Source organism: Congregibacter brevis, from assembly GCF_045689245.1.
Lineage (GTDB): Bacteria > Pseudomonadota > Gammaproteobacteria > Pseudomonadales > Halieaceae > Congregibacter > Congregibacter brevis.
Genome location: NZ_CP136865.1, coordinates 1391964 through 1408738, shown reverse-complemented (window position 1 = coordinate 1408738; position 16775 = coordinate 1391964). Strand labels below are relative to the sequence as shown.

At 52.7% G+C, this 16775-nt stretch carries 17 protein-coding genes and 1 pseudogene; 6 read left to right on the top strand and 12 right to left on the bottom strand.

The window, feature by feature from the left end; all coding sequences use genetic code 11:
* Positions 1 to 10: 10 nt before the first annotated feature.
* From R0137_RS06210 to R0137_RS06190, 5 genes and pseudogenes are all read right to left on the bottom strand, one after another.
* Positions 11 to 1708 carry a DUF262 domain-containing protein gene (locus R0137_RS06210; RefSeq protein ID WP_407329372.1) on the bottom strand — a complete coding sequence of 566 codons (1698 nt, stop codon included), beginning with the start codon at positions 1706 to 1708 and terminating at the stop codon, positions 11 to 13.
* 1085 nt (positions 1709 to 2793) lie between these two features.
* Positions 2794 to 3869: pseudogene (locus R0137_RS06205) on the bottom strand (IS3 family transposase).
* Between the two features lie 553 nt (positions 3870 to 4422).
* A complete protein-coding gene (locus R0137_RS06200) occupies positions 4423 to 4635 on the bottom strand; it encodes a GDCCVxC domain-containing (seleno)protein (protein ID WP_407329370.1) in 213 nt (70 codons plus the stop codon).
* Complete coding sequence (locus R0137_RS06195; RefSeq protein ID WP_407329369.1) at positions 4632 to 4967, bottom strand: heavy-metal-associated domain-containing protein; 336 nt, start codon at positions 4965 to 4967, stop codon at positions 4632 to 4634. Before R0137_RS06195 ends, R0137_RS06200 begins: the two co-directional genes overlap by 4 nt.
* A 14-nt stretch (positions 4968 to 4981) precedes the next feature.
* A complete protein-coding gene (locus tag R0137_RS06190; protein ID WP_407329983.1) occupies positions 4982 to 5290 on the bottom strand; it encodes a mercuric transporter MerT family protein in 309 nt (102 codons plus the stop codon).
* Between the two features lie 132 nt (positions 5291 to 5422).
* Between R0137_RS06190 and R0137_RS06185 the strand changes: the two genes are divergently transcribed.
* A complete protein-coding gene (locus R0137_RS06185; RefSeq protein ID WP_407329368.1) occupies positions 5423 to 5833 on the top strand; it encodes a MerR family transcriptional regulator in 411 nt (136 codons plus the stop codon).
* 71 nt (positions 5834 to 5904) lie between these two features.
* Here R0137_RS06185 and R0137_RS06180 read toward each other — a convergent pair whose 3' ends face one another.
* The 3 genes from R0137_RS06180 to R0137_RS06170 all read right to left on the bottom strand — a co-directional run bounded on the left by R0137_RS06180 (position 5905) and on the right by R0137_RS06170 (position 7641).
* Entirely contained in the window at positions 5905 to 6459 is a 555-nt protein-coding gene (locus tag R0137_RS06180) for a methyltransferase family protein (protein WP_407329366.1), read from the bottom strand.
* A gap of 88 nt (positions 6460 to 6547) precedes the next feature.
* Positions 6548 to 7000: a methyltransferase family protein gene (locus R0137_RS06175; protein ID WP_407329364.1), complete on the bottom strand. Its 453-nt coding sequence runs from the start codon at positions 6998 to 7000 to the stop codon at positions 6548 to 6550.
* Positions 6997 to 7641: a cation transporter gene (locus R0137_RS06170; RefSeq protein ID WP_407329363.1), complete on the bottom strand. Its 645-nt coding sequence runs from the start codon at positions 7639 to 7641 to the stop codon at positions 6997 to 6999. The genes R0137_RS06175 and R0137_RS06170 overlap by 4 nt, the downstream gene beginning before the upstream one ends.
* Positions 7642 to 7729: 88 nt before the next feature.
* Here R0137_RS06170 and R0137_RS06165 point away from each other — a divergent pair, with 88 nt between their 5' ends.
* From R0137_RS06165 to R0137_RS06145, 5 genes are all read left to right on the top strand, one after another.
* Entirely contained in the window at positions 7730 to 8170 is a 441-nt protein-coding gene (locus tag R0137_RS06165) for a MerR family transcriptional regulator (RefSeq protein ID WP_407329361.1), read from the top strand.
* 133 nt (positions 8171 to 8303) lie between these two features.
* On the top strand, positions 8304 to 8657 hold the full coding sequence (locus R0137_RS06160; RefSeq protein ID WP_407329360.1) for a hypothetical protein: 354 nt from the start codon (positions 8304 to 8306) through the stop codon (positions 8655 to 8657).
* A gap of 63 nt (positions 8658 to 8720) precedes the next feature.
* Positions 8721 to 10013, top strand: a complete 1293-nt coding sequence (locus R0137_RS06155; protein WP_407329359.1) for a TolC family protein — start codon at positions 8721 to 8723, stop codon at positions 10011 to 10013.
* Between the two features lie 18 nt (positions 10014 to 10031).
* Positions 10032 to 10943, top strand: a complete 912-nt coding sequence (locus R0137_RS06150) for an efflux RND transporter periplasmic adaptor subunit (RefSeq protein ID WP_407329358.1) — start codon at positions 10032 to 10034, stop codon at positions 10941 to 10943.
* Positions 10944 to 10955: 12 nt separating this feature from the next.
* Positions 10956 to 14069 carry an efflux RND transporter permease subunit gene (locus R0137_RS06145; RefSeq protein ID WP_407329357.1) on the top strand — a complete coding sequence of 1038 codons (3114 nt, stop codon included), beginning with the start codon at positions 10956 to 10958 and terminating at the stop codon, positions 14067 to 14069.
* A gap of 295 nt (positions 14070 to 14364) precedes the next feature.
* Here R0137_RS06145 and R0137_RS06140 read toward each other — a convergent pair whose 3' ends face one another.
* From R0137_RS06140 to R0137_RS06125, 4 genes are all read right to left on the bottom strand, one after another.
* A complete protein-coding gene (locus tag R0137_RS06140) occupies positions 14365 to 14841 on the bottom strand; it encodes a transposase (RefSeq protein ID WP_407329982.1) in 477 nt (158 codons plus the stop codon).
* 219 nt (positions 14842 to 15060) lie between these two features.
* Positions 15061 to 15753, bottom strand: coding sequence for a PepSY domain-containing protein (locus tag R0137_RS06135; RefSeq protein ID WP_407329981.1), 693 nt, complete (start codon positions 15751 to 15753; stop codon positions 15061 to 15063).
* An 89-nt stretch (positions 15754 to 15842) separates the two neighbouring features.
* Complete coding sequence (locus R0137_RS06130) at positions 15843 to 16274, bottom strand: copper-binding protein (RefSeq protein ID WP_407329356.1); 432 nt, start codon at positions 16272 to 16274, stop codon at positions 15843 to 15845.
* 77 nt (positions 16275 to 16351) lie between these two features.
* Positions 16352 to 16702: a hypothetical protein gene (locus tag R0137_RS06125; protein ID WP_407329354.1), complete on the bottom strand. Its 351-nt coding sequence runs from the start codon at positions 16700 to 16702 to the stop codon at positions 16352 to 16354.
* Positions 16703 to 16775: the final 73 nt, after the last annotated feature.

Below are 16775 nucleotides of genomic sequence, written 5' to 3'. Positions count from 1 at the left end.
TCCGCGCTAGTTATATCTTCCATACCTTCTGCCAAGCCTCTCTTGCCATCAGTTCAGTATGTGTTTTTACAAGATCTGGGGTCCAGCCTCTAGACTTCCCGATGAATTTCGGAACAGCACATTCGTTCTTCTTTAGGTACTTTTTCTTTTCTGGCGGAGATTTCGTATCAATCTTGCCATTATGGATTTCTTCTAAGAAAAACAAATTACCTAAACTACCGACTACGTTATCCGTCCAAACCGCATCGATTTTCGATTGCGGATAAAAATGCTCCACCGTGAGCTCCTCGTAGTCACAGGAATATTTGTAGTCGTAGTACTCTGAGAATTTACGTAGGATGTATCTAACTAAATTCTTCTGCTTTGAATTCGAATTTGTGTAGGTGATTTCGCTAAACGCTACAGTAAACTCCTCTAGTGACGGCACTCTCTCTCGCAGCTTTTCTTTCAGCGCGTCGATTTCATTCGCCGCACCTTGAGGCGTCGTACTTGCGAAAAGCTTTTGCCCAAAGGATGAGTACATTGCAGAAATTCCACCTGATGATCGCGAGGAGGTCACGGCGGTGAATTGAAAATGGAAATTTTCGATGGCGACTAGAGCATCTCTGAATCTAGCGTACTTGATCTTCTTTTTCTTGTACGCCCGAGCTAGCGCGAGCGTAGCTGGAATTGGCTGAGATAACTTAAATATTTGCATCGCATTCAAAGAACGGGCAGCTTCTGTTTCCGGTTTTTTCCAGGCGTAGGAAGTCTCGTATAGCGAGCGATAAGTCTCTGCATCAGTAAGTAGATCGTTCAAATACTCTTTTGCCTTACCCTTAGTTACCGCCTTTTTAAATTTCCCGAATAATTTTTTCTGAGGTATTGATTCATATCTGGAAGCCCAGAAATGATAGATGTAGTTATCTGTTGAAATATCTTCTGATGAGTTGTGGATTGTTTCTAATATTTTCGTCCACTTGATATTTGTGTGATCTACGGCGCCGGGAGCTTTTAGGTGTTTGGAAAAATGGTTCTTTACCAAGTCGGTTAAGGCTAGATCTTTCCCTCTTGTATTCAGCGTTTCGAAGATAATGTAGGCGTCATCCTCTTCATCTAAAGACACTAAGATAATTTTCAAATTGAAGACGGCATCTCTCAAAAGAACTAGTTTTTTGCGTTTTCTAGTTTTTTTCACACTCTTCGAAAGCGAGGGATCTAAATCAATTGCGGCCATCGATCCGTCAACTAGAGACTGGAACTTTGCGTGCGCGTTAAGCAAGTACGTCTCTTCAGGGGCTGCATTTCCGTCAGCATCCGCTTCCTCATCAAATTTCTGTATATGCTCCTGAAAGTAGGGAAACGATGTCTCCGTTTGAAGTACATATTCGAGCTTATTGTTCCTATTCTTACGTTCTACTAGTTGATGGATGCCTTTAGCGAGATCTTCAATACCGAGTTCCAGAAACTTGTCTCTTAGAACGCAGAGCAAGATTGTGATGGTGGTCAACCGCTGCTGGCCATCAACTACCCCAAATCTCTGCTTGTCCTTTTTGAAAACAACCATAGAGCCAATGAAATAGTCTGGAGAGGTGTTGGTGACCACGTCTTCCCAGAAGTCATTTATGTTGTCTTCTTCCCATGAATAGGGCCGCTGAAACCTTGGAATATAGAAATAGCCTGTGTCGAGGAGGCTCTCAATATCTGAGTCATGAGATTCAATTTTCATACTTCATCCTGTCTGTGGTTCCTAGGAGCGAGATATAACGCCCGCGGTTGGGGCGGCAAGCCGCGCAGCGGTTTAACGTCTCACACAACCCGCGCTTGTTATGAGCTACCAAAACATGAAACAGAAGCATGTGCATAACACCGGGACAATTAGAACAAAAGGTGACCCGTACCATTGCAGCGGACGATCATCACCCCAACGCATTACATGCACTACGAATATTCTCGCGAGTACAACAAGCGCAGCAAACGTACCATATACCGCGAGTTTGATTAGTAGTTCATTCTTCGCAACGTAGTAGACCGACCCGTAACCGCTACCAATAGTGAAATCAAAAAGGCTCGCAGATCCTTGCTGCGTGATGCGGACGATGTTTTAAAGCTTGTTCGCTCGCTCATAGCTGCGAGTCACCGAGGCTCATAACGCTTCAAGCAGGGGCCGCTGTTAAGCGGTCCTGGCGCGTAGCGCCCTTGCTGCTGACCTGCCTTGACTTGTTATTGGGCATTACTTGCTCCAGGTTTCTGCCAATGAAAATACAGTCCCAGTAGACCGCTTAAAAAACCCACGAATGACAATGTGTATAAGATTTTCTGAAGAAGTTTTACGGTAGCGGTATTGGTGGTGAGAAGATATGTTGCGTGGCTGCAATCCGCGTATATTTCCAGATGTTCTTTGCAGTCAATACCCTTCGAATAGTCTAACCCTGTAGTCTGCTCCAGTTCAAAACCTGCACGGGTGGCCTTCGATTCATAATCTAGGACATATGGCATCAACGCTACGAACCCAGATCCAATACCAATGAAACAGGCTGCGGAAAGTGCATAGAGGTATTTATGGATGTCGAGCATCGATCTAAGCCCTATAACGCTCGCATCAGCGGCGCGGCTTTGCCGCATCCGACTGCATGCGATTGTTGTGTGCATTCTTCAAAAACTCTTTAATCTCAGCTGGACTTTTAAGTTGGATCATATTTATTTGAGGGTGATCAGTAGATTGCATTAACTTGGAATACCTGACACGATTCTTTTGATATTGCTGACCTTCCCCCCACTTTAAAACCATGACACGGATGAGATCCGCATAGGTTATGCAGCCTGCTGCGCAAAGACAACCGGCGGTAAATAGTTGAGTGAGCTGTGTGGTCGAACGTTGTTGTATTGGTTCTGCCAGAGCATGATTTCAGTCTCAGCTTCTTCTAGCGATCGGAACCAATGTCGGTTCAGGCACTCATTTCTAAACTTGCCATTGAGGCTCTCTACAAATGCATTTTGGGTGGGCTTTCCTGGCTGGATAAATCCAAGTGCCACACCGGCTTCCCGGCTCCAAAAGAACATCGCTTTGCTGGTGAATTCCGTGCCATTGTCGCAGACGATTCGTCGAGGCTTGGCCCGGCCTTCAAACAATTGGCTTAGAAAACGGGCAACCTGCGAGCCACTAATTGATACAGAAACAAGCTGCCCCACCATTTCACGCGAGAAGTCGTCGACCACGTTCAGTACACGGAATCGTCTCCCGCTGCTAAGTTGGTCCGATACGAAGTCCATGGACCAACGTTGGTTGACTCCCGTGGGCACCTCCATCGGCTGCCTGGGGCGTTGCAGCTTTTTCCGCTTCTTCGTCCGGACTTGCAGTCGTTCCTCGGTATACAGACGATAGGTGTGCTTTTCGTTCACAACCAAACCTTCGCCTTTCAATATTCCGTGAAGCAGTAAATACCCATAAGCAGACTGCTCGACGGCCAAAGCCTTTAGCCGAGCCCGAAGGACATCATCCGTTGGAGGTTTTGCTTGATACCGAAACGCGGTTCGGCTCACGCCTGCTAGCTTGCACGCGGTGCGCTCACTCAATTGATAGGTTCCAATCATGTGGCTGGCAACCCGCTTGCGAGCAGCAGGCTTTACCACTTTTTTGCGATGACATCCTTCATTGCCTCGTTCTCAAGGAGCTTTTCAGCCAGCAGCTTCTTGAGCTTGCCGTTCTCAGATTCCAGCTCTCGTAAACGCTTCGCTTCGTTCACCTCTAGCCCCGCATACTTGCTTCGCCAGTTGTAGAACGTGCCGGTCGATATGCTTTATGAACGGCAGATGTCGTCGACCTTGGCGCCGGCTTCATGCTCTTTGATGGCGCCAATAATCTGTTCTTCGGTGTATCGCTTCTTCATTGTGAAATCTCCATCGTGCTAGGTTAGCTGGAAATCTCATCGTGTTCATGGCGTTAACTTCGGGGGATAGGTCAGTGGCAAGAAAAACTTACAAAGGCCACACTGATTGAACACGGTTAAGCGGTCGTGGTGTTTTCGCCCCCCACCATCGGAACCCATGACTGCTGAGGCAGCATTGATGATGAAAGCCAGGACGACCTACGGATTAGCGTTATCAGCGGCCGCCTTATTGGTGCTGACAAGTGTGTATGCGGCAAACACAGCGGTGGATACATGGGTTGATAGGATTTCTGTCATCCCCACTCCAAACCGAGAGACACTCCCTGTTGACCGATACACAGAAATTCTACCGAGCGCTGAGGCGGGTGACCGAGACGCGCATAGACTTAGGCACCGGAAAGGTCGTTGATGTCAATCACTGCCGATGGAAGAGGCATTGTCGCGGATTGTTTGAGCTACCAATTGCCGCTTGAATTTGTAATACGCCAGGGACAGGCCGCTCTGAGGAGTTTTGCGACGTTGCTAAAGACCGCTTCCGCCTAATAGCGCAAGGTCAGCAGCAACCATTCCCTTCTTGGATGGGCGGACATTTAACGTCGCCATAAGAACAATAGACGCAGCAGTCGCCCGTCAATGGGCGCAGCAGTTCGCCACATCCCCTGCATTCGTAAAAGAACTGGCATGCGTCGGTGGGCATGTGCTCTTTCTCTGCATGACCGCATTTCGGGCAGGTCAGTGTAGAAAACGCTTCGATAGCTTCACTCACTGTGGTAAATCTTCGATGACTGTGGCGGGAAAACCAACACCAGTTGATGCGTCAGCAATGTCTTCTGGTTGTGCACGTGTCGAATCGTAAACTACGGTCGCTATTTTACTCTCTATGTCGATTTCGATGCTCTCCACGCCGTCGACTCTTGCCATTGCTTTCTTAACCGTAATTGGACAGGTAGCGCAGGTCATGTTTTCAACCGTGTATGAGGCCGTCTGATAAACGGAGATTCCTTCAGACGAACCTGCCCAAATGTATCCTGCAAAGGTTAAATAGCATCCAGTGCACAGCGCCGTAACGCCACTGAAAATCCAGTTTTGTTTTTTCATCGTGCCACGCTCCATTAATAAAATAGCGGTGCCCACCAATCGATAGTCAAGGAAGCTGCGACTAATACCGTCGCAACAATCAAAACCGATTTAGTAATGCGACGGGACGCAGGCGTTGCGCAAGATGAAGCATCTTCGCAATCGACTTCGCGTCTTGGGAAAGCCTGCCGGTAGCCGAAGCCTAGGCAGACAAAGGTGAATAAAGCGAAATAGCCTTTATAAGGATCAAGCGCGCTCAGGCTTCCGATCCAGGCACCGCTCGCACCGAGCGTGACCAAAAACAAGGGCACAACACAGCACGACGAAGCCAGTATGGCGCCCACCACGCTGCCAATTGCTGCGAAGCGTCCTGCATCTGGCTTTATGTTTATCGATTGCTCGCTCAAAATTTAAGCCTTGCTTAACGTGACAATAACGCTATGTTAATCCCTGTAGTTACTACAGGGTCAAGAGAAGTGTCTCGATCGACAAAACATCAAACACGGGGAGTGCTAGCGCAGCGCAGCGGCGTCAAGGCAGAGACCATTCGTTACTACGAGAACGTAATGCTGATGTCCGAACCTGAACGCAGTAGTGGGGGCTATCGGATTTACACCGAGGATGACTATCAACGCCTTTGCTTTATCCGGCGCTGTCGAGACATGGGCTTTTCGATAACTGAAATTCGTGGATTACTGTCACTCGTCGATGGTGACCAAGTGTCTTGCGAACAGGTTAAGCGCATGGCCGACGCTCATTTGGCTGACATTGCTAGAAAAATCGATGGTTTAAAGAAAATGCAGCGTACCCTGCATGACCTATCGTCGAATTGTTCAGGAGACGATGTGCCACATTGTCCTATTGTCGAAGCACTTCAATTGGTCTGATAATTAAGCGTTTGGCAAATCTGGCGAACGACGACCTTCGACCTGTAAGTGATACACATCACCGTTTAACACTACAAAAAGCGCGGTGTGCTCTCTTTGTACTGCACGAATGCTTTGCCATATTTCCTGGTCATCCATGGCTCTTCCACCCAGGGTGCGACGATATATAGTGCAGCCCACAACGACAGCAACACAGTCACTTTCCACGACGGCACCACAATCGCCCAACCCACCATGCCAATGATCGATGCGAGATAGATAGGGTTTCGGCTAAATCGATACACGCCTGACGTTCGAAGGCCATCAGGCTTGCCAAAGGCATTTCGCCAGCCGAGATAGTTTGTCCAGAAAAGGGCGCATCCAAACCCGATAATTAACAAGGGCAGCCCAGCGTACAGGCGGTTTTTTGTCGGTTCAAAATCAAGTGCCGACACCGTTAGCAACCCATAAAAGTAGCTGCGAAATAGGACCCGAAATGCTGTGTGCTGCCAACCCTCTGCATTGGGTGGCGGCCAAAAGGAACGGTGCTTGTTCACAATGCCAAACAAGGTCAGTCCCGCTATCGCCAGCATTGCCGAAGTCGAAATCGAAATCGAGAACATCCAGAATGACGCACCATCCTTCATATGTCGTATCCAACGCCGTATGTCATCATGAGCGTATGTACTGCTCGCCGAACCATCGTTCAACACTTAAAACGGATAATAGGACTTGCTAGATCCATCTCGCAGTGCTCTTACGGTAGGTTTCGAAGTCTTTGCCAAAGCGGCGCGCGAGCTCTTGTTCTTCTGGAATGATTTGTAAATAGGTAATCGCCAACACGAACAGTAGCGGAGCAGTGAAAGCCGCTACGTTTTGTAGGAGGAGGGAAAACCCGACTAATACGGCTGCCATAGCGAGATACATAGGATTACGCGAGTAACGATACAACCCCGTCTTTACCAATCGATTGGCTTCTGACGGCGACATCGGATTAACGGTGGTTTTAGCTCGGATGAACGCCACTACCGAAGTGGCGAGGCAGACGCCGCCGCATGCTATCAGGACCCAACCAACAACCCTAAGGGAGCTAGAATGATAGACAAGCTGTGGCACGGATTCGCCAGCCACGTAGCCGACCAAGACACAGACAAGGAGCTGCGCTAGCGGCGGGATTTTAAGTTTCATCCACATGTCTCTTGTTCTTCTGCAGAGGCTTTCCGATCAGACCGTAGTTCGAGTAGGGCCTGACTGAAGATAGCTGAAGACGATCTTAGGAACAGACAAGCCAGCAGCGCACCGACCAGTAGATCCGGCCAGGCTGATCCGGTCCACGCAACCAGCCCGCCGGCTGCGATGACGCCAACGTTGCCAATAGCGTCGTTCCGCGAGCAAAGCCAAACGGATCTGACGTTGCTGTCTCCATCGCGCCACTTCAGCAGAATGAGGACGCTCGCCACGTTCGCCAGCAAGGCCAAAAAGCCAATGCTACCCATTGTCTGCGCGTCTGGGGTAACCCCCTCAAAGTAGCGAATGGCGGTAAGTACCAAGATGAATAACGCCATTGCCCCAAGCGAGGCTGCCTTGAATAGCGAGGCTAGAGCGCGTGTCCTTACTGCAGCGCCTATCACTAAGAGGCTCAGCGCATAGGTCACAGTGTCGCCTGCGAAATCGAGAGCGTCCGCCTTTAGCGCTTGAGAATTGGCGGCAAGGCCTGCAGACATCTCGATGCCGAACATCACGGCATTGATCGCTATCACTGCCCAAAGCGCTCTTTTGTATCCAATAGATCCACCTTCAAAGGGTGGGGACTCACAGCATCCAGACATCGACCTGGCTCCTTGACTAGTTTGACAATGTGAGAGAGTCTAAATCCTACAGCGACTGTAGAATCAAGCCCTAAATGCGAGGTGTGTCATGAAACTGATGCCTATCGGAAAATTGTCAAAGCTTGCTGGTGTAAAGATAACGACGATTCGTTATTACGAGTCTATCGGCCTTATCAGTGAGCCCCTTCGAAGCGACAGCGGGCGGCGACTCTATGCTGAAGAAGCGGTGCAGAAGCTTTCCTTCATCAGGCACAGTAGAGACCTTGGCTTTTCGATAGATTCCATTGAGGGTCTGTTGGGGCTTCAGTCTCGGCCTGATCAAGACTGTTTAGACGTTGAACGTATCGCGCGTGGCCAGCTAGGAGAAGTCCAAAAGCGGTTGATTCAATTGCAAGCTCTGGAATCCGAGCTCAAGCGGATGATCAAAGGTTGCAATGGTGGCGTTGTCGGAACCTGTAAAATCATGGCCGCGCTGAATGACCATGAAGAATGCCAATCTGATGAGCATGAGCGAGTTCTATCGCTGTAAAGTGATGCGTTTGGCTAACGCTTTGAGAACTCCCTTTTCTTTAAATCGCTGAACGGCGCTGTCCAAAGGATAGTGGATCAAACTCTGCGCGTACTACAATCTGGTTTTGTTTCAGTGCTGGTAGAATTGCGCTATGCTCTACCGTATGACACGGCGCTTTGTCACAATTTTGCTCTCCCTAGCAATTGCCCTCCAATCGGTGATGTCGCTTGCCGATGTGGATCAGCAACATTACTCGGAGGCGCAACATCACGAGTATCCTCACGACGTGGCGGAGCTGGAAAAGCCCGATCCTGGCGACACACCTTCCCCAAAAAACCCGGTGCATTCGGAACACTGCCACCATGGCCACAGCTGTTTCCACGTGGTGCTAATGGCAAACCTCACAAACATCCCCGGATTGGCGATAGAGATGCTGTTGGCAGATTTCCAAGCCAATTTTACGACTGGCGTTCGAGCGTCGCTGTACCGCCCTCCCATCTCCTGATCCTGCGAAACCCTTCCCCGACCGGGGAATAACTGTCGTTTAGCTTTTCGTAGGAGCAGTGCTATGCTTTTCAAGTTACCATCGAAAGATGGACGGCGCGCTATGTCGTGCCACCTGGTTATCCAGACACTTTTTATTCTTGCCCTGGCGGTCCACCCGTCTGGCTCCCTCGCCCAGGGATCTGGCCTTTCGCTGTCGGCGGCCCTATCGCAGACCATGGCGCAGAATCCCGGCCTCAAGGTATTTGATCCACGATTTCAGGGTCTAGACGGTCTCCGCATCACCGCAGATCAGAATCCGGCCCTGATTGCTGGTGTGCAGGTAGAAGATTTTCTCGGCAGTGGCAATCTGCAGGGAGCAGACAGCGCGGAATACACCCTGTCCCTCTCATCCGTCCTCGAACTAGGGGACAAACGTGAGTCGCGCGTCAGCGCAATTGATTCACGCCTCAACTTGGTAGAGGCCGAGCGCCGGGCCGAGACCCTCGACGTGCTGGGTCAGGTCACCCAGCGCTTTGTCGCGACCTTGGCTCTGCAGGAGAAGCTCCAGCTGGCCCGAGAGGCGGTCGCGCTGGCCGAGACTACGCATGACATCGTCGCACATCGCGCCAAACAAGGGGCCACGCCGCAGGCCGAGGTGCTGCGGGCCAAGGCTGCGCTAACGAGGCGTCGCATCGAACAATCCCGTCTGCAGGCGGAATACCGGAGCCGGAAGATGGCTCTGGCATCTCTTTGGGGAGATACCGCGCCGGGCTTTGCAAAACTTGAGGGCGACCTGTTCCGGTCCGGTGCTGCCGACAGCTTTGAAGCCCTGTATCAGCGCGTCAGCGAAAGCCCATCCATCGAAGTCTATGCCAGCGAAAAACGCCTGCGCGACGCGGAGATTCAGCTGGCGCGCAGTGAGTCAGAGAGTGACATCCGCTGGCAGATGGGAATTCGACGTCTAGAGAGTATTGGCGATACCGCGCTGACCGCCGGGTTGTCGATACCGTTGTTTGCCAAGCAGCGCAATCGCGGAGAAGTGAAAGCAGCGATGGCGAAGCGGAACGAAGTTGAATACCGCCGGGCGGATGCGTTGCTAAAGCTTCGTTCGCGGTTGTTCGATGCCTACCACATGCGACAGCAGAGTATTGAAGCAGTAGAGCAGATCCGCAAACAGATGCTTCCCGACCTGACCCAGGCGCTCATCCAGACCCGCGAAGCCTACGAGAATGGGCGCTACAGCTACGTGGAGTGGACCGCAGCCCAGCAGGATCTGCTCTCCGCACAGCTAGCCCTGGTCGATGCCTCCACCACGGCGCTTTTCAATCAAGCGCTGATCGAACAACTCACGGCACAGCCCCTCGCTGACCGTTAAAAAGACAGGATTATTATCATGAATTCCATCCAATTTTTATTCGTACTTGTCTGCTCGGGTGCGCTGGCTACAGGACCGCTCCGTGCTGCTGAAAGCGAGGCCACAGGGCAACATAACGCTCCGAAACACGCAGCACAAATATCTTTCCAGATCGCAAAGGAAGTGGGTATTCAAAGCACAAGCGCTGGCGCAGGGACTTTGGAGCGCGTCGTCGCCACCTACGGCCGACTGGTTCCGGATCCCGACGGGATCACTCAGATACGCGCACGGTTCCCCGGTCAGGTCACGAACGTTCGTGCCAGGCTCGGTGATGACGTCAAAGCCGGCGACGCACTGGCCACTATTGAGTCCAGCGACAGCCTTCAACCCTACACAGTGGAATCCCCCCTCGATGGCACCGTGATCCAGCGCAACGTCAACGTGGGCGAACTTGCAGACGCACAAATCCTGTTTACCGTTGCCAGACTCGACCCTCTCTGGGTGGAACTGAAAATATTTCCGGGCCAGCGACGCGATATCGCAAACGGGCAAACGGTACACATTGACACCGGCCATAGTCAGCACGAGGCGAGAATCCGCCATATCGTGCCGTCGAGTGACAACTCCCCTTTCGTCATTGCCAGGGCTGAAATTGAGAATGCCAGAGGCCTGCTTTCACCGGGGGTACTGGTGTCAGCACGTATCGTGGTAGAGCGCATAGACGCGCCGCTGGTGATCGAGAGCCGTGCCCTGCAATCACTTGACGACTCACGGGTCGTGTTCGTTCGCAAAGGCGATGTCTTTGAAGTACGACCTGTCGAATTGGGCCTCACGGATGGCCGACTCACCGAAGTGCTTTCCGGCCTGATTCCCGACGAACGCTATGTAGTAGACAACAGCTACCTCATCAAGGCAGACATCCAGAAATCCAGCGCAGAAGCCGCCCACTAAGAGGAGACCACTATGATCGACGCTATCGTGCGCCTCTCTGTGGACAGGCGATTTCTCATGCTATCACTCATTCTGGTACTCATCGGTGTCGGAGTCTGGAGCTTTCAGCGCCTGCCCATCGACGCGGTGCCGGACATCACCAACGTCCAGGTACAGATCAACACCCAGGCACCGGGTTACTCCCCCTTGGAGGCCGAGCAGCGCATCACATTCCCGGTGGAAACGGCGCTGTATGGCCTGCCCAATCTATCGTACACCCGCTCTCTGTCCCGCTATGGCTTGTCCCAGGTGACCGTGGTGTTCGAGGAAGGCACGGATATCTATTTCGCCCGTAATCTGATTAATGAGCGCCTCGGCGCGATCAAGAGCGTGCTCCCACCTGGCCTGGAGCCGGAAATGGGCCCCATTGCCACGGGGCTGGGCGAGATTTTCATGTACACCGTAGATGCGCTGCCCGGCGCCACCCAAGACAACGGCGAGCCCTGGGATGCCACGGCGCTAAGGGAGGTGCAGGACTGGATCATCCAACCACAGCTGGCGCAGGTGCCCGGCGTGATCGAAATAAACTCAATAGGCGGCTATGACAAGCAGTATCACGTCACGCCCTCCCCGAGAAGACTGCTGGAATTCGGCATCGGCCTCGAGGATTTGGTGGTGGCGCTACAGGCCAATAACGCCAACCGTGGCGCGGGGTACATCGAACGCAATGGCCAACAATTACTGGTGCGATCGCCCGGTCAGCTGAAGACCTTTAGCGATATTGAACAGCTGGTCGTCGCGAACCGCGGCGGCGCACCTGTAAAGATAGAAGACGTCGCCGAGGTCGCCATCGGTAAGGAGTTGCGCACCGGCGCTGCTACCCGTGACGGCGTGGAAACGGTGCTGGGTACCGCTATGATGTTGATGGGGGAGAATTCCCGCAGCGTGGCGCGGGCTATCGCTGAGCGGCTGGAAAAAATCCGTTCCTCGCTGCCCGACGGTGTGCGCCTGGAAACCGTTTATGACCGCACTACACTGGTGGACAAGGCCATCGCGACGGTGGAGAAGAACCTCCTCGAAGGCGCGCTGCTCGTCATCGTCGTGCTGTTCCTGTTGCTGGGCAATCTGCGGGCCGCCCTGATCACCGCAGCGGTGATTCCCTTGTCGATGCTTGCCACCATTACTGGTATGGTCAGGACGGGTGTTTCTGCCAACCTGATGAGCCTGGGTGCGCTGGACTTCGGACTGATTGTCGATGGTGCCGTGATAATTGTGGAGAACTGTATCCGGCGACTGGCCGGTGCCCAGCAGGCCAACGGCACGCTGCTGCCGCTGAAGGAGCGCCTGCAGCTGGTGTACGAAGCTACGACCGAGGTGATCCGTCCGAGTCTGTTCGGGGTGGCGATCATCACCGTGGTTTACATCCCCATCTTCTCCCTTACCGGTGTGGAGGGGAAGATGTTCCATCCCATGGCCGCTACCGTGATCATGGCCCTTCTGTCTGCCATGGTATTGTCGCTCACCGTTGTCCCCGCTGCGGTCGCGATACTTTTGACAGGCAAGATTCGCGAGAACGAGAGCGCGGTCATCCACAGTGCCAAATGGTTTTATCGCCCAGCGCTTGAAGTGGCTCTGAAATTCCGTTGGTCGGTGCTGGGCGCCGCCGGCGCCTTGCTGGTAACTTGCCTCTGGCTGGCAACAACCCTCGGATCGGAGTTCGTACCGCAACTCAACGAGGGTGACATGGCGGTGCAGGCCATTCGCATCCCGGGCACCGGTCTGGAGCAGTCTATTGCGATGCAGCAGCAGCTTGAAGGACGCATCAAGGGGATTCCTGAGGTGGCGAAGGTATTCGCGCGAATCGGCACGCCAGAGGTGGCGACAGATCCCATGCCGCCGAACATCGCGGACAGTTTCGTGATTCTCAAACCCCGGGAGCAATGGTCCGACCCGGACAAGCCCAGGGATGTCCTCATCGCGGAGATCAAGGCGTCAATAGAGGAACTACCAGGCAACACTTATGAGTTCACTCAGCCCATCGAGATGCGATTCAACGAACTGATCTCCGGCGTGCGCGCGGACTTAGCCATCATGGTATTTGGCGACGATCTGGATCAGCTGCTGGCGTCGGCCAACGATGTCCTTGCTGTTGCGAAATCCATCGACGGTGCTGCAGACGCACGAGTCGAGCAGGTCACCGGCCTGCCGATGTTATCGGTGCACCCCAAACGCATGGCGCTGTCTCGCTTCGGACTGAGCGTGAATGATTTGCAGGACCTGGTCGCCGCTAGCGTGGGCGGTGAAAATGCGGGCCTGATTTATGAGGGCGACCGTCGCTTCCAGCTTGTCGTTCGGCTGCCCGAGGACATTCGCCGGGATGTTGACAGCCTGGGAGACCTACCGGTTCCACTGCCGGGAGGCGGCTACATACCACTGTTTGAAGTCGCGGAGCTGGAACTGGCCCCCGGCCCTAATCAGATCAGTCGGGAAAACGGTAAACGACGCGTGGTGATCACAGCCAACGTCCGGGGCCGGGACCTGGGTGGCTTCGTTGAGGAAGCCAGGGAAAAGATTCAGCTGGCAGTCGATCTGCCCGCCGGATACTGGCTGGAATATGGCGGCACCTTCGAGCAGCTGGAATCCGCTAGTCAGCGGCTGGCTATTGTTGTGCCCATAACCCTGATAGTTATTGTAGCCCTCCTGGTCATGGCCTTCGGGTCTTTCAAAGACGCGTTGATTATCTTCAGTGGTGTCCCCCTGGCACTCACAGGTGGTGTCCTCGCGCTGTGGTTGCGGGGCATGCCGTTGTCGATTTCAGCTGGGGTAGGCTTTATCGCCTTATCGGGCGTGGCGGTACTCAATGGCCTGGTGATGGTGGCGTTCATCCGCGACCTATGGCGCCAGAACGGCGATCTTGCGGTTGCTGTGGTGGAAGGCGCTCTGATCCGCCTGCGACCGGTGCTGATGACCGCGCTTGTGGCAAGCCTTGGCTTTGTGCCGATGGCGCTGAACACAGGTACCGGCGCAGAGGTGCAGAGGCCGCTGGCCACGGTCGTCATTGGCGGTATCATCTCGTCGACGCTGCTGACGCTGTTCGTGCTGCCGATTCTTTACATCCTGCTGCACAGGAAAGACTCGAGCGTGTAGCGAATCGTGTAGACCCCTTCTCCACTGGCTGTATTGGGGGGGGGGGGGTAACAAGCAGGGGTCGTGCGCGGGTTTTGGCAACTTAACTCGTGCGGGCCGCTGAAATACGCCATGTGATCTCAAGCAACTGCTCTACTCCATTTTTCAAACGCACTTATCCTGAGACTCCTATAGTGCTCAGCCGTAATCATATGCCTACCCAGATTAAATAGATTTGAAACCGCTGCATGCACACCCAGGAATCGTTGCGCCTCTCTCAACGATTTGAACTTACGCATACCTCGCTCTTGCACCCTCATCGCCTCGTACCCATAAAGCGGGGCAGGCTCTGAGATTGCTCAGCCCGATTTCTCTCATACTGTTCGGTGCTGTGGATAGCCTCTGGTATCAACTCACGATGAGCTACGCCATGGCTCAGTAGCTTGTCGGTCACGATCTTCATGGGCTCTCCTCCATGATTCCGCAATAAACGCTTGAAGAACCTCTTTGCTGCAACTCCATTTCGCTTTGTCTGAAGATACACATCAATGACACCTCCATTTTGGTCCACTGGGCGCCAAAGGTAATGCTGCTTGCCGTTGAGCTTTACAAAGACTTCGTCGATAAAGAAGGAATCGCCGTAGCCTCGGTGCTTTCGCCTCAGCCGGCGGGCATAAATAGCTCCGAACTTTATACGGGGCCTGCCCCATGAGCGCAGCGAGTGCTTTGGGTACCAGAGCCTGATGCTTTCACGGCTGACCGTGATACCTCGTTCCGCGAGGAGATCCTCGATGTCGCGGTGACTGAGATTGAATCTGTAGTAGAGCCAAAGAGCCTGCCCCGCATTATGGGTACTGAGTAGGAGATGATTTCAGGCGGGAATCGGTGGCGCTTGTAAGTATTCATGGGGCGAGTCTATCAATTTGGGGCACTGAACTTGGCGATACCTACAGCGGATACTCTGAAAGATTTCATAAAAACCTTTTTGGTTATTGTCGATAAAAGGGCAGTTCTAAGTCCGAGATCTTCCCACTCGCGATACATAGAAAAGGATGAAGCCGGACACTGCAATAAATAGCGCAAACAGCGAAAACACACGTAACAGGAGATTGTTAAAGTTATCGCGCCCTTGATAGTCCATCGTATGAAGCATCCACAGAAAATCAAAGATGCGCCAGGACTGATGCCTCACTCTCTGAAAGCTGCCATCTCGCTCGGAGACGTAGGCCGTCAAATTCGTGGGGCCGCCAAAAGTGATGGCCCAGACGGGAAGCGGCCTGCCCCTGTATTCATGGTGCAAACCTACCTCGGTCAAGAGCGAGATCCCCGTCACGTCATAGTCATCCTTAATATTTCGCCGAGCAATTCGTTCGGCCTCTCCTCTTGAGACGCCAGGGCGTAACTCACCACTTTCTGGATCTATCAGCTTGCTTCCGTTTACCCAAAGGTAGGGACGATCGTCGATGAACCTGATCGCCAACTCGGATACCTGAAGTTCCGAGTTCTGCATCATCAGAGCCCGAAGCGTAGTGGTTTGAGGTGCTGTAGACAGGAACTGATCACCGTGTATTTCGTCGATATCCGTCCAGCTAAAGTAGAGGCCGCTTGCTGTCCACATTAGCAGCTGGACGCCCACAACAACGCTTACCCACCTGTGCGCTTTACGCACGTAGAAGTGATTACTCTTTCTCATGGCGACACTTATATGATGACGAACGAGCGCAAGCCCTTGTACTTCCGGGAGTCGAGTCGCTATCCCGGTGGCAAATGCGGTGGGGCGCCAAAGCTACGACTTTACTCATCAATCTTGTCAACCAGGCAGTCGACACCCTCTGTTTCACTATTGCAAAGAGCGATAATCTTATAAGAACCGTCTCTGCCACGCTTTGCCTGAAACGCCACAAGGGTGTTTTCCGTAAATGCCGAAACATCCACGTCTTCTGACACGCCATACCGCATTGTCATCGCGTCCATCTCGATGCCACCCTTGAAAGGTCCATGATCGATAGTCAGCGTGTTGCCCTGATCTCCAACAGAACGAATCACGCCAGTGGCGTATCCAACGGACTCTTCCATGGCCTGTGCACCGTGATCCATCATTTGTGTTGGCATACCGCTCGATGTTTGCGCATCGACCGCTTGTGACGAAGGCGTGTCCTCGGTACCGCCACAGCCAGCGAGGATTAAAACCAGCAGGTTAATCAGGATCGATTTGATGCTTTTCATATTGAATTTCCTAGTAGAATTGAAAAAACTTACACGTCGTTTGTACGCCGAAAACTGGCGCTAACACGGCATCGGACTTAGAAAGTCAAAGGCCCTTGTTTAGAAAAAAGAATGTCGTATTTAGTGACCTCTCCACTGGATATCACCCCTTTGGCGAAATGCTCATTGACGATCTCACGAACTTCAACGGAACCAACCTCTTTCGTGCCGTAATAATCACCGTTCTCTTGATTTTCCTCGTAGGTGTATCGGTGAGCAACGAACTCTTCACCAATCGATGCTCCGGTCTCCGTGCCGATGCAGAAGACGACCTCATCTCCGTCGACGCCAACGATCTGCCCTCTCATGAAGACCTTGTGGTAGAACGGCGATGATGAACACGCTCCCATGAGAGAGGTTAGAAGCACTATCGAAACGATTCTGAGCATAAAGAAATTCTCCTATGGAGTAGTCCTATAAGAACGCTGTGATTGTCTGGGCTTGTCTCTTCGTGGAGACGCT